We start from the raw sequence: 14,150 nt of genomic DNA on the forward strand, positions 1-14,150 counted from the left end.
TTTTCGGCTTACTTTATTGTCATGCGGAGATTAACCTCTATATTTACCGCCATGCGCACAGCAGATTAGCGAAATAACGATGAGAGAAAGCAAGATTTTATATCCGTCACCTATACTTTCCCAATACATTAAATACTATTGGGTGTTAAAGACCGATGAAGTAGAGCCAGTAACGGTACAGACTATTCCATCGGGGTGCATACATCTTGTTTTCCATCGGGGTGAGAATCTGAATATCCTATCAAAAGGTTTACAGCCAAAGAATTTCATTCGGGGACAGTTCTCAACTTATGGGAGCTTGATTTCAGAAGGTAATATTGATATGATTGCCGTCATATTTCATCCTCTGGGGCTAAGCCCATTTGTGCGGTGTTCTATGAGTGAACTTTACAACCATTATATAGATGTAGAAGATTTTGAAGATATTGAACTGAATCACCTGAAACGAAATATTTCTGCCGAACCAGCTGTTGAAACCTGCATCCGGTTAATTGAACGCTTTTTCATGCAACGGTTGGTCGATGCAGATTGTAATTACCAAAGAACGCAGCACGCTATCTGCCAAATAATCAATCAACCGCAAATTGATGTGAATACCCTTGCGGAAAGTACCTGTTTGGGATATAGGCAATTCAAGCGAGTATTTACCAACTATTTAGGAATGAGTCCTAAAGAGTATTATCGGGTAGTTCGTTTTCAGCGAACACTGTATCTATTGCAGAATAATCCGGGGATGGAGTTCGTAGACTTGGCTTATTCGTGTGGCTTTTATGATTCTTCGCACTTGGTGAAAGACTTTAAAGAGTTTACAGGCTGTTCGCCTACTCAATATCTATCTTCTCGCTCTCCATATTCTACATTCTTTTCCGAAGATTGTAGGCTGAATGTTATTAAATCGCATAATCGTGCGTAGTCATTTGTGATAAAGTCAGTTTTTTACAAGTGGATGATAGGCAAAGAACTTACTTTTGCAGAAGTATTTAAAATTAGAAAGTTATGCAAGAAAATAGTTTTACTCACGTAACCACTGGCATCGCACAGGTTATTGAAACAGAAGAGAGTTTGTTAAGTAGTTTGCCCGTAGAGATTATCACACAAAGGCGAAATACGCAGAATCGCACCATCAAGCAGATTCTCGGTCACTTGATTGATTCGGCATCCAATAATCACCAACGCATGGTTCGGTTGCAATATAGCAAAGACCTGCTTTTCTTCCCTGATTATACACAGGATAATGACTTGTGGATAGCTTTGCAAGATTATCAGAATGCAGACTGGGCTAACTTAATCCAGTTATGGAAGTGTTACAATCTGCACATCATCCAGGTGATTCACTCGATAGATAAGAGTAGACTGGATAGTAACTGGTGCGACTTTACAGGAGCAAAGGTTACATTAAGAGAAATGATAGAGGGATATTTGGGACATTTGCACCTACATATAAAAGAAATCCATGAATTGATAGATTGAATTTCTTAATTTTTCATACATTTGCGTTATATCAACTAACAAATAGTATTCACTTCTTATGAAACTCTGCATATAGCTACGCTCCTGCGAATAGCCCCCTTCAAGAAAGCTATTCAGCTATTTGACAAATAACGATTTATTTGCCACAGAGATTTTATATCCTTTTATTTATGAATTTACGAGCTGGCAGACCATGTTATGCAGGTCTGTTCGTATCGTGCTATTTTGCAGTTGAGCAATGAATTATACATATAAACAATTATGGCTCATCAACTTTCCAGTAATGATGAGCATTTTAATGGAGCAGTTAATCAATATAACGGATGCTGTCTTTTTAGGTCACGTAGGCGAGGTGGAATTGGGAGCATCCGCTATAGCCGGAATTTATTATCTGGCGGTCTATATGCTGGGCTTCGGGTTCAGTATTGGATTGCAAGTAATGATTGCCCGCAGAAACGGGGAGCAGAATTATAATGCAACAGGAAAGACTTTCTTTCAGGGGCTATTCTTTTTATCGGGATTAGCCGTCTTGCTTTGCCTATTGATTCATGCCGTTTCTCCATATCTATTGAAACGATTAATTTCCTCGCCGGAGATTTATCAAGCGGTAGTCCGCTATTTAGACTGGCGCAGCTTCGGGCTGTTGTTCTCATTTCCTTTTCTGGCTATCCGGTCTTTCTTCGTTGGGATAACGCACACAAAAGCCTTATCGTGGTCGGCTGTTACTGCGGTGACGATTAATATCCCGCTGAACTACTTTTTAATATTTACACTGGAATTAGGCATTTCGGGAGCAGCCATCGCTTCATCTTTAGCGGAAATGGGTTCTTTGATTGTGCTTTGTATCTACACAAAAGCGAAGATTGACAAAGACAAATACGGATTGAAGCCCGTTTATGATGGACGGTTACTTATCAAAGTCCTGAATTTGTCTGTGTGGAGTATGCTCCATGCTTTTATCAGTGTAGCTCCTTGGTTTCTATTTTTCGTAGCAATCGAGCATTTAGGGAAAACAGAGTTGGCTATTTCCAATATCACCCGAAGCGTATCGGCAATCTTTTTCGTAATTGCCAATTCCTTTGCTGTCACTACGGGTTCATTAGTGAGCAATGCTATTGGAGCAGGAGGGAGAAAAGAACTTTTCCCGATTTGCCACAAGGTTCTGAAATTGGGATATGCTGTTGGCATCCCATTCGTAGTAGTAGCTTTGCTCTGCAACCGTTGGATTGTCAGTTTCTACACCGATAATGAGCTATTGATAGAATTAGCATTTGCTCCTTTCGTGGTGATGCTATTGAATTACACGTTTGCACTACCCGGCTATGTATATCTTAATGCTGTCGGGGGAACAGGAAAAACCAAAATCACCTTTCTGTTTCAGGTGACAACCACCTGTGTCTATTTAGTGTATCTCTATTGGTTGAGCTCCTGTATAGATGCATCTTTACCCCTCTACTTGACGGCAGAATATCTGTTTGTGAGCCTGCTAGCACTTCAATCTATCATTTATCTAAAAAGTAAACACTATTAAAACGAATCAAGTTATGATGACAAAAATATATCCACGCACCGGAGATAAGCAAACGGTATATCTGAATGCCGTGATTAAAGATTCACAGATAGAGGTAGGCGATTATACCATTTACAATGATTTTGTAGCTGATCCCTTGCTATTTGAGAAGAACAATGTACTTTATCATTATCCCATTCATCAGGAGAAGTTAATCATTGGCAAGTTCTGTTCTATTGCCTGTGGCACGAAGTTTCTGTTTAATTGCGCCAATCATACATTGAAATCTCTGTCTACCTATACCTTCCCTCTATTCTATGAAGAATGGGAATTGGAAAAGTCGAATATTACTACTGCATGGGACAACAAAGGCGATATTGTGATCGGCAATGACGTATGGATCGGCTACGAAGCTGTGATTATGGCGGGTGTTCATATCGGTGATGGTGCTATTATTGCCGCACGTGCCGTAGTGCCGAAAGATGTCCCACCTTATACGATTGTGGGCGGCACTCCTTCCAAAGAAATACGAAAACGCTTTGACGCAGAGGTAATTCAACAATTACTCATACTGAAATGGTGGAATTGGTCTACTGATAAAATACGCCAGTGCTTACCATATATTGCAGAGGGAAAAATGGATGAATTACTTACCAGAAATAAAGAGAGATTATGAACTATATAAAGAAACGATTGACAAGGATTGATGCAAGTTTCAGTTCTTCTGTATAGCTACATTTCGCTATTTTAGAACTCATGCCAGTGGATTATATTTGTAAGAAGCAGGAATTTGAAGTTCACCATTTCTGGAATTGCGACCAATAAGGCTGAATACCCCTTGAATCATTCTGATTAACAGAGGAACTACAAACAAAACAAGAAATCATTCAGCATACAAAGCTAGTGCTTTGATATATATAATTTATTCACAATTAAATTTTATGCCTATGAATGATTTATTGAGAGCGAGGTTTTTCATCTTACTGGCTGACACCTCAGAAGAAGTTATTAACACAGAAATGCAAGATGCTTATGAAGATTTTGTGAAGCAAATAGTAACAATTAACAATTCGGAAGATTACACTCATATCTTCCGGATGCTTAATCTCACCCGTATTGAGATAGCCCCATTAAAGGGGTTGTATCAGGATGGGCAGGGGAAAAAATGTACCTAAAAATCTATACATTCACAAAGCATTATCCTTAATTGATGCAGAATTAGAGTTACTCAACCTGAAAATTACCCATCCCGAACAGTTTAATTCGCCTGTGTCTACAGAGTTCAAGTCAGACCTGTATGTAATTCCTAAGTCAAAAGACTTGGGATTTATTGGTATTGCTGAAATTGTACTTGGTTTGTTTCTTCAAGGAGAGATTACCGGAAAGAATGGAAAGCCCGTATCAGAGGCTTGTTTAGCTCGTGGCTTTGAGCAACTTTTCAATCTGAAATTTGGTAGTATCTACGATAAGATTGGTGAAGTGTTTACTCGTAAACCGTACAATCTTACTAAAACATTGGACGCTTTGCGAAATGCTATTGGTAGAGAAGACCGTAAACGGAAGAATAAATAAAGATTAGAAAAGATGATTCTGCAAATTGTTTATTTATAGCAGTTTATAAACCATTTTTCGGGGAGTAGGTAACTACTCCTCTTTTTCTGCAACCTTGTTTTGCAGAACTTTGCTTCATCAATCGATTGAAAACAATAATGTTAAACTAAAAATTGAAGCAAAATGTATATAGACAACGAAAACTTCGAGAAGTGGATGGAGAAGCTATCCAAGAAACTCACCGAGATCGGGCAAGACCTGAAATCTCTTATCAATATCGATACTGTATTCGATGAAAACGAAAAGCTATTGGATAATCAAGACTTAGCCTTTCTGTTGAAAGCATCTTTCAGAACCCTACAACGCTATCGGGCGAAAGGTGTACTTCCCTACTTTACCATCGGGCGAAAAACGTATTATAAAGCCAGCGATATCCGGGCTTTTGTTCGTGAATATGCCGATTCTCAAACCTACAAACAGTTTGAAAAAGCAAATCAGTTGGCAAATCAGCCCTGATAGCAAAAAGTAGCAGAGGAAAGCAGCCTGTGTTCGGGCTATTCCTTTGTGCTGCCACCCCGATTTAGCAGAAACTGCTTCACCTATCGGCTCAGCCCGTTTCGCTAAATCGAGCAAGAGGGAACTGGACAAGTCCTGTTCTTCCCTCTTGCTGCGGGGCAAAGCCTTCGGCTTTAGCGTGTTACAAGAATACGCTGTAATGACACCTGTAATAAGCATTTTCTTTGCAATACTTATTATCAGGTATTTATCTATTCATATTTCTATAATAAAGTAATTACTATGCCAAACAGCAGTCGAAAAACGATATTCACTACCATTTCCATAGATCAGGAAACGGCAGCTTTGGTAGAGAAGATATGCAAACGCTATTCACTGAAAAAGAGTGAAGTTGTAAAGTTGGCGTTTGGGTATATAGATAAGGCACGTATCAACCCATCCGAAGCACCTGAATCAGTAAAATCGGAACTGGCGAAAATAAATAAGAGGCAGGATGATATTATCCGCTTCATCCGTCACTATGAGGAAGAACAACTGAATCCCATGATACGGGCAACAAATTCTATCGCTTTGCGTTTCGATGCTATCGGCAAAACTTTGGAAACTCTTATTCTCTCTCAACTGGAAACCAGCCAGGAGAGACAAACAGCCGTACTGAAAAAGTTAAGCGAACAGTTCGGCAATCATGCCGATGTGATAAACAATCAGTCCAAGCAGATTAACGCACTCTACCAGATACATCAAAGAGATTATAAAAAGTTGCTTCGACTGATACAACTTTATTCAGAACTATCTGCTTGCGGTGTGATGGATAGTAAAAGAAAAGAGAACCTGAAAGTCGAAATCAATAAATTGATAAATACATAGGATTATGCACATAGACTTTGCCTCGCCATCAAACGGAACATATAATAATTCTGGGAGCTGCCGGCAGCTAGCTAATTACTGTGAGCATGAAGATTTAGAACGTATGGAGAAAGGAATCTATACCGAAGGCTTTTTCAATCTGGCAGATGATAATATCTACAAATCAAAGGTTATTAAGGATATAGATACCAATATCGGGCAATTACTGAAAACGGATGCTAAGTTTTTTGCTATCCATGTCAGCCCATCGGAAAGTGAACTTCGGGCAATGGGGAACACTGAACAGGAGAAAGCCGAAGCGATGAAACGCTATATCAGGGAAGTATTCATTCCTGAATATGCCAATAACTTTAACAAAGGGCTATCCGAAGCAGATATAAAGTTTTACGGCAAAATTCATTTCAACCGTAGCCGTTCCGACAACGAACTGAATATGCACTGTCATTTGATTGTGAGCCGTAAAGACCAGACTAGCAAAAAGAAGTTATCACCGCTCACCAACCACAAGAACACCAAGAACGGAGTAATAACAGGTGGTTTTGACCGTATGAACCTATTTCAACAGGCAGAACGAGGATTTGATAAGCTATTCAGCTACAACCGCCAACAATCCGAATCGTTCGACTATCACAACACGATGAAGAATGGATCTATATCCGAGCAGCTTAATTTGCAAGTACAAGAATTTCAATCCAGTGAAAGAAAAATAAAAAACTTGCTTTCTATCAATCTTGAAAACAAGGAAGCAAGTTATCAGGCTTTCAATACTAAATGTAAAATTGATGAAAAACAAGATAAACATATTCCTACTCATCAATTCAACGATCAAAAAAACAATCTATCTTCTGGTTCGCTAATCTCTTTTATTTCATCAGGGACTGATTCTTCACTAAATCTCATCATTCAGGAAAAACATATACCCAAAAAGAAAAAGAAGAAAGGTCGTAGGCTATAATTTTCCGATCATCATTCCATCTAAACAAAAAAAGCTGTATAATTTGGCAATTCTAAAGCCAATGACTATCTTTGTCGTAATACGGATATTTATAATCATATTACATAAAATAGTATGCATAAAAAGGAACTCAACCGTTTAAGAGTTGTACTTGCAGAGCAAAAAGTTACTAATAAATGGCTTGCAGAACAAATAGGTAAAAGTCAAACAACAATATCTAGATGGAGTAAAAATGAAATGCAGCCATCCATTGAGACATTGAACTATATTGCTTCAGTGCTTAAAATAGATATAAGAGATTTACTAAATCCAACATTGAAAAAATATGAATAATATTGATTATTCTATTATAAATGCTTTCGATGGAGTACTTGAAAGTTTAACCGATGGAGAAAAATATCATCTGCTACCTCCACGTGGTCCAAGAGAAGATGTTGCAGTCTTGTCAGAAGAAGAACTTAAGGCAAAACGTTTGAATGAAAACGGTGAATCTTTGGCTATTGATAATAATTACGACCCTATAAATTTTAAAAATATAAATATTGATATTGAGGATAGTATGCTGCCAAAAGAAATAATATGTCCTGAGGCAGTTGAACTAGACGGAATTAACATTTGTGGAATAAATGGTTCTAATCAAAAAATTGAAAAGAACTCATTTTTTCTAATTTTAGCTAGAGCCTCCATTGTTAATTTTAAATACTCAAAGGGAGTTGAACCACCATATTTCTATAGAAAGCACAAAGATGCAACAGCGGTTACATGGGTAGATGGTAATATCTTTACCGAAGAAATTAGCTTATATACAAATAGGCAACTAACCCGAGAGAAAAATAACGATGGAGTTTCTATCTATCCTGCATTAAAAGCACAGACGGCAAACAATAATCCATTCTTAGTAAGATATGATCATAATAAAAGTGACAAAAGCCCCTCATCACATGCATTGGTTGGGCAGTCAAATTCCAACAAGCATTAGAGTTACTATGCTTGAATGAAATTGAAACTAAAGAAGGGAGAACTATATGCATTAAAAATGGTCCTATTTTTTCTACAAGTAGTTCAATAAAAGACATAGCAGATGGATTAAGACCTATTATAACATGGAATAATCAAACATTAATATGTGTTTCTTCAAAAATAAATGATTCAAAGCTGTTTGTTGAGTCTCTTTGTCGTTTTCCTGATTTACGCAATATTTATTTCCCCGGAGATGAAATAACACAAGATACAATTCTTTCTATTGGTACGGACTCTCTTTTACTACAAAGGATATTGAAGCCAGGGCACAGAACCCCTTTAATTAAAGCGGTTCCAATGAATAGGCAAAAAGCGTGTAGTGAAACAATACGTGCTTTAGACAAAGATATTACCCCTCTTCATTGTGTTTATAGAGGCAGGATAAACCCACAATCATTTATCCGTATGGAAATACCTTTTTTTATGTGGGAACAGAATAGAGAACAAGTAGAGGAAGCCATTAAAATCGTTGCTTGGCAACATGAATTAAATGGAAATACTCCATTTATACAAACTGTTGCAGATGAGCTTTCACAACTGACTTATGAGAAAGATTTGTTAGAAAAGCAAACTCTTGCAATGTTAAATTCAAAAAAACTTTCATTAGCATAAAAATAAAGTAATATGGAACTAGAACAAAAATATAGTGCGAGACCTTATCATGATCTCAATTCACCATTTAGTGTTGATGAACGTGGAGCTTTTGCGGAATATATTATTCACGATCCAAACAAAATGCCATCTTTAGCATTAGGAGCCACCATTGTAATTAAAGATAAAAGAGAGAATTCTGATGTCTGGATTGCAGGAAGAATTGTAGGTTTGAAATCTATCTCTCCATTTAATCCACAAAGACAAAGCCTATTATATCATTCAGATGAGACATATAATCCTAATTCCCCAATTGATCTATTGAATGGGCCACATACCCATCAGCCCATGATTATTAGGGTTGAATTAACAAGAGAAATGATAAATAAAGAAGATGGATCTAATGATTTTATTTCATCTGCAATTCAACGCCCACCTTCTGCAGCAAGTAGACTTATCTTTCCTAATGTCACTGCAGTTACAGGAGATACCTCGCCTTCTCTTGAACAGATATTAGATATAAAACAAAACGGTCTTGAATTAGGAATGGTTGGTTTTGGCAATTCTCCATATGAATCTAATAATAAGTTTTTAACATATAGGTGGGATATTGATAATCTTGATAATAAACATATATTTATAGTTGGGGAAAGTGGTTCAGGGAAAACAGTATTACTGAAGAACTTGGCATTTCAAATTCGTAAACACGACAAAAATAATAGAGTTATTTTAACTGATGTGCAAGGTGATATTTCTCAATTATTATTGTGGGATATGGATAATATTCTAAAACCACGGTTAGCTTGGCAAAGAAAAGTCTATGAAATGTTTGAAAATAGCAAATCTATCAATTATGCAAAAGAATATTTGGCTCCATTTCAATTAGTAATCCCGAAAATTAGAATTGAAGATCAAGATACAGATATTGTTGCACTGAAAAAATTGGCTAATAAACAAGGAGTAAGTGTTCAAGAAATTAGTTTACGGCTTCATGATCTAAACGCACCTTCTGATGTCGAATATCTATATAGAATATCTTCACCGCAAGTTGCAGGATTGCTTGATGACATTGCGGAAGATTTACGTAATAGGGGAGAAAAAATAACTATTGAACGATTAGACTTAGCATTGAATAGATTGTTATCTCGTAATACTGGGGCTACAATTACATTAACTACAAATGGATTAGCTTATTATCGAAGCACTTTTGAAGCAGCAAGAAGAGCTCTATTCAATCTAAAGTACTATTTTGACAAAGACCAAGAGTCTCTAAAAACAGAACAGAATCCTTTTGATATTTTTAAAGCTGAAGGTACAACTATTTTATATTTAGATCATCTGAATTTAGACGAAAGACTAATGTGGGAAATGCAGTTAGTAAAATGGCTTTATGAGAAAAAGAAAGAAATGAGTAATACTTATGTCTTTTTTGACGAGGCTCATCAAATCATTCCTAGTTCTGAAAAAAACAGTTTTGGATCGCCAGGCGTTTTTGAACGTCTTCGCTCCAACTTTGAAAAGTTAGCAAGGGAAGGTCGTAAGTTTAGAATTAATTTAATATTGAGCACGCAAAATCCTAAAGACTTGCATGAAATTGTACCAGAACAATGTCCTACAAGAATTGTAATGAAAATCAATCCTAAAAATGCTAAATATGCATATTTAGATGATGGATTAGAATACATTGCAAATAGTTTTGGCCAAGGACAATTTTGGATTCAAAGTCCTTTTAATGGAACTCCAGATTGGGTAAGGTACATAGCGTTGCCCCCCCTCTACCGCATGAGCCAATGGAGTCTTTTAGAAAAAACTTAGAAAATAAAATCAACGAAAGGTAAGACTAGTGTTAGAACGAAGAAAAGCATATAATACTCCTATAGATTGGAGTATAGAGGAAGAAAAGTCTCTTTTAGAATTTCTTGAAGAGCACTCTTTTGATTCTAAAAAATTAAAGGAAATATTTCCTTTAAGAACATTACCTAGCATCCGTAGTAAAGTAAGAAAACTACGGATTAAATATGATCTATTTGGTGCTAGCTATAGAGATGAAAAAGAGTTATTTACAACGGAGATTGCCAAAGAGATTCGTCCCAAAATTGTATTTGATGCCTATGCAGGAGCAGGTCATCAAACATTCAAGTGGATAGAATATGCCGATATTATATATGCTTCTGAAAAAATGAAATGGAAACTAATTCAATTTGAAAATTTAGCAAAGCATAATCAATTTAAAAAGAGAAAATATTCCGACAATCTATATGTATTCAGAAAGAACAATAAGAAAATATACTTATATCTTGGAGATGCATTAGACGTCGCAGCTGAATTGAAAGTTAAAAAGATAAAGGTTGATTTAATAGATCTTGATACATGTGGATCAACTTTACCTCTTTTACCAACTTTATTACTTTTAACAAGCCCCAGCCATTTGGTAATTACTCATGGAGAATTTCACTCTATGAGATTTAAAAGGGAGGATGTGTTAAGGCGATTATTTGTTCATAAAGACATTTCTAATAATCCTTTGCCTATAGGAGTTGATGAAATGAGTTGTGAGTTAGATAAAGCAGTCAAAGTTGCAGCCCTGCGTGCTCACAACGAAACGACAGATTCTTTTTGGCTCGATCTAAAAAAAGAGGTATGGCTTGGAAGCCGCTTTCATGGTATGCTAAGACGCTATTACAAAGTAAACAGACCTACAGCAACATCTGATTGTATTAATGAAATATCAAACTAAAAAAAATAATTATGGCTTTACCAATAAATATAAGTGACTTAATCAATTCTCACACAGTAGAATCTGTACGGATTGAGTTTAAGAAAGGTTGGAATCCAGAGGAGATTATCCATTCTTTGTGTGCTTTCGCTAATGATATTAATGAATATGGAAGCGGCTATATAATAGTTGGTATCGAAGAAAAGGATGGTAGTCCAATACTGCCTCCTTTGGGTTTATTGCAAGAACAGATAGATTCAATTCAAAAGAAGTTCATAGAACTTTGTAATCTATTACGTCCAAAGCTATTTCCCATTATAGAGCCTGTAGAGTTTATGGGTAAATTCATAGTGGTAATTTGGATTACTACGGGAGAAGAAAGACCTTATTCTGCACCAATAACATTTGGTAAAAACACCCAATATAAAATGTATGTCAGACAAGGTTCAACAACAATTCCTACGACTCCATTATTAGAAAATAGGCTAAGAGAATTATCTGCCTATCGGCACTTTGATGATAGAATTAATACAAAAGCCAATATTGATGATTTTGATTTGGGATTAATCCAAGCCTACTTGCAAGAAATCAAAAGCAACCTATATAGTGAGACCTTAAAACTCTCGTTATCAGAAATTGCTCTAAAAATGCAAATTGCAAGGAAGTATGGAGAAAATATATATCCTTTAAATGTAGGGCTGTTACTCTTTTGCAAAGAACCGCACGAATTCTTTGAAGGATGTAAAACCAATTTGGTTGAATTTGAAGATGAGTCAGGTACTAAATATTCAGAAAAAACTTTTATTGGTCCTATTCATGTGCAAATTAGAGAAATAATGAGTTATTTAAATAGTAATATTATAAAACAATTCACTTATAAATCTTCTACAAAGTCAGAAATTGATAAATTCTTTAATTATCCATATCAAGCATTAGAAGAATTAGTTGTCAATTCTCTATATCATCGTTGTTATGAGAATCCTACTCCAAACGAAATAAGGATATATAAATCATTTAAAAAAGGCGTTACTAATGCAGCAGAGATTGATGATTCAAGAAGAATTGAGATACTAAGTTATCCAGGTCCATTACCTCCCATTGATGAAAAAGCATTAATTCAACTCAAAATTACAGCAAGAAATTATAGAAATATAAAATTAGGAGACTGGCTTAAAAACTTGCGACTTGCAGAGAAGTATGCAACGGGAATACCTACTATAGTTAATGCTTTAGCTTCTAATGGTTCTCCAATTCCTGTATTATCTACTGATGAGGCTAGGTCATTCTTCCTTGCTGTTATTCGTATAAATGAAAATACACCAATAGAAGTGGATGAAGATATTTTAGAAATAGAGAGAATACCCTTGTCAAATATACAACAAGAAATTTTAGAAAAACTTTTAAATGAACCATCTGTCGAAGATGAGATTATTAAAGAACTAACAGATGAAGTTAAAAAGGATATTGAATATCTCCTTGATAAAAAACTAATATCTTCAAAAAAAATGGGTGATATTGTTCTTTATCATATAACATCATCAGGGGTGGAATCATTAAAACAATCATTCTAAATATATGCTCCAAATTAATAAAAAATATAATTGGTTTAGTTTAGAAACAGAGAATTCCACAATTATGTCTGCATTAGTGGAGCGTTGGAAGAATACGCTAGATTCAAATTTGAAAGAGTCGGTTTTTCATCAATTTATCCACGACCATGCAGGTTTTTTTTTCGGAAATGATAATTGTTACTTAACTATTTCAAAATTGAAGCTCGGTTGTGATTATGAGACTGATTTTGTGAATGTTATAGATCAGCGAAGTAATGGAATTATATACGAACTAATTGAAATAGAAAAACCTAATAGCAAACTATTTACAACAAGTGGTGTGCCTGCAAAGGATTTAAGTAGCGCAATGCAACAAATTAGAGATTGGAAAAGATTCTTGATTGAAAATAAGGCATGGTTTAAAAAGTATCTTCCATCCCAGACAACACGTGTAATCAATAATTCAGGAGTGATATTTACAATTATTATTGGAAGACGTTCAGAAAATGCTTTAGAAATAGAAAAACGCAATCAAATAGCTAATGAATTAAGGATTAACATCCGCTCATTTGATTATCTTACTGATCTTCTTGAACGTAGGAGGTTTTTTAATGATGCATGCTTAGATGTAAATAGCGAACTGTGGTTAGAGAATCAGATCGAAAATCCTTTTTACAAAGCAATTAATGATTCTAAGTGGAGAAAATTTTGTTCAACTAAATTCAATTGGACTCATTTTTATAAAAACAACTGTGAAGAAATTATTAAGATTCGTGATTATAACGATTTGATACATGATTTCCTCAATAGTTCAATATCTGTGGAAAAATAAAATAGATAAAGACAGAAGCACATATTGTTTTGTTAGCAATTATAGTAAAAGAAAAGTCCTGTATGATTTTACAAAATTATAAAAAAACTATTATCTTTGCCGCAGTATTCTCCATGAGCAAACTACAGCAAAAGCACGTAGCAAATTAGTGGGATAATTCATGGGATATGCTTGAAGCTAAAAATATAAAGTTTTAAATATCAGCGTGGTAACTTCGACAGGAGAATCCCAGGCGGATCACTAAAGTTACTAGAAAGTCCTGGAAACAGGGCTTTTGTCTTTTTATATGCTATTCAATCCTCCTCCACACATTAGTTGAAATAGCTTTAGCTGACTAGAGAAATCAAAATAGAGATTATGCACTGAAAATGTTAAAGCTTGCCACTTTTTACTTACTACTAAGTAAATTGCATATATTTGCGGCATGAATGATACAAGGAGTGAAATAATACGTATGGCAGACGAGCTAATAAAGACTATTGGTTACAATGCTTTTAGTTATGCTGATATATCCAAACAGCTTAACATAAAAAATGCTGCTATACATTATTACTTTCCTACTAAATCAGATT

17 protein-coding genes are annotated in these 14,150 nt (G+C 35.5%); all 17 read left to right on the top strand.

What is annotated here, in order from left to right:
• Window positions 1-79: 79 nt before the first annotated feature.
• Entirely contained in the window at window positions 80-913 is an 834-nt protein-coding gene (locus tag JCM10512_RS18590) for an AraC family transcriptional regulator (protein WP_044165235.1), read from the top strand.
• Between the two features lie 83 nt (window positions 914-996).
• Entirely contained in the window at window positions 997-1,470 is a 474-nt protein-coding gene (locus tag JCM10512_RS18595; RefSeq protein WP_044165237.1) for a DinB family protein, read from the top strand.
• 238 nt (window positions 1,471-1,708) lie between these two features.
• The gene (locus tag JCM10512_RS18600) at window positions 1,709-3,001 is read left to right on the top strand and encodes an MATE family efflux transporter (RefSeq protein ID WP_044165238.1); all 1,293 of its coding nucleotides are present in this window, start codon (window positions 1,709-1,711) and stop codon (window positions 2,999-3,001) included.
• A 13-nt stretch (window positions 3,002-3,014) separates the two neighbouring features.
• On the top strand, window positions 3,015-3,656 hold the full coding sequence (locus JCM10512_RS18605) for a CatB-related O-acetyltransferase (RefSeq protein WP_044165239.1): 642 nt from the start codon (window positions 3,015-3,017) through the stop codon (window positions 3,654-3,656).
• 265 nt (window positions 3,657-3,921) lie between these two features.
• A complete protein-coding gene (locus JCM10512_RS18610; RefSeq protein ID WP_081741482.1) occupies window positions 3,922-4,155 on the top strand; it encodes a hypothetical protein in 234 nt (77 codons plus the stop codon).
• On the top strand, window positions 4,130-4,552 hold the full coding sequence (locus tag JCM10512_RS18615; protein ID WP_044165240.1) for a hypothetical protein: 423 nt from the start codon (window positions 4,130-4,132) through the stop codon (window positions 4,550-4,552). The genes JCM10512_RS18610 and JCM10512_RS18615 overlap by 26 nt, the downstream gene beginning before the upstream one ends.
• 162 nt (window positions 4,553-4,714) lie before the next feature.
• Window positions 4,715-5,047, top strand: a complete 333-nt coding sequence (locus JCM10512_RS18620) for a helix-turn-helix domain-containing protein (protein ID WP_044165242.1) — start codon at window positions 4,715-4,717, stop codon at window positions 5,045-5,047.
• A 282-nt stretch (window positions 5,048-5,329) separates the two neighbouring features.
• Window positions 5,330-5,914: a BfmA/BtgA family mobilization protein gene (locus JCM10512_RS18625; protein WP_044165243.1), complete on the top strand. Its 585-nt coding sequence runs from the start codon at window positions 5,330-5,332 to the stop codon at window positions 5,912-5,914.
• Window positions 5,915-5,918: 4 nt separating this feature from the next.
• Window positions 5,919-6,869, top strand: a complete 951-nt coding sequence (locus JCM10512_RS18630; RefSeq protein ID WP_044165244.1) for a DUF5712 family protein — start codon at window positions 5,919-5,921, stop codon at window positions 6,867-6,869.
• Window positions 6,870-6,983: 114 nt separating this feature from the next.
• Entirely contained in the window at window positions 6,984-7,202 is a 219-nt protein-coding gene (locus JCM10512_RS18635; protein ID WP_044165245.1) for a helix-turn-helix transcriptional regulator, read from the top strand.
• Window positions 7,195-7,848 (top strand): hypothetical protein, encoded by a 654-nt coding sequence (locus JCM10512_RS18640; protein WP_044165247.1) that lies wholly within the window; start codon window positions 7,195-7,197, stop codon window positions 7,846-7,848. The genes JCM10512_RS18635 and JCM10512_RS18640 overlap by 8 nt, the downstream gene beginning before the upstream one ends.
• An 11-nt stretch (window positions 7,849-7,859) precedes the next feature.
• Window positions 7,860-8,501: a hypothetical protein gene (locus tag JCM10512_RS18645; RefSeq protein ID WP_044165248.1), complete on the top strand. Its 642-nt coding sequence runs from the start codon at window positions 7,860-7,862 to the stop codon at window positions 8,499-8,501.
• A gap of 12 nt (window positions 8,502-8,513) precedes the next feature.
• Complete coding sequence (locus JCM10512_RS18650) at window positions 8,514-10,295, top strand: ATP-binding protein (protein ID WP_044165250.1); 1,782 nt, start codon at window positions 8,514-8,516, stop codon at window positions 10,293-10,295.
• A 28-nt stretch (window positions 10,296-10,323) separates the two neighbouring features.
• A complete protein-coding gene (locus tag JCM10512_RS18655; protein WP_044165252.1) occupies window positions 10,324-11,217 on the top strand; it encodes a hypothetical protein in 894 nt (297 codons plus the stop codon).
• Between the two features lie 11 nt (window positions 11,218-11,228).
• Complete coding sequence (locus JCM10512_RS18660; protein ID WP_052517292.1) at window positions 11,229-12,767, top strand: RNA/DNA-binding domain-containing protein; 1,539 nt, start codon at window positions 11,229-11,231, stop codon at window positions 12,765-12,767.
• Between the two features lie 64 nt (window positions 12,768-12,831).
• Window positions 12,832-13,578 carry a Shedu anti-phage system protein SduA domain-containing protein gene (locus JCM10512_RS18665; RefSeq protein WP_044165267.1) on the top strand — a complete coding sequence of 249 codons (747 nt, stop codon included), beginning with the start codon at window positions 12,832-12,834 and terminating at the stop codon, window positions 13,576-13,578.
• A gap of 454 nt (window positions 13,579-14,032) precedes the next feature.
• On the top strand, window positions 14,033-14,150 hold a 118-nt coding region (locus JCM10512_RS22185; RefSeq protein WP_244437313.1), incomplete at its 3' end, for a TetR/AcrR family transcriptional regulator.

Origin of the sequence: Bacteroides reticulotermitis JCM 10512 (assembly GCF_000517545.1) — a bacterium.
Classification (GTDB): domain Bacteria; phylum Bacteroidota; class Bacteroidia; order Bacteroidales; family Bacteroidaceae; genus Bacteroides; species Bacteroides reticulotermitis.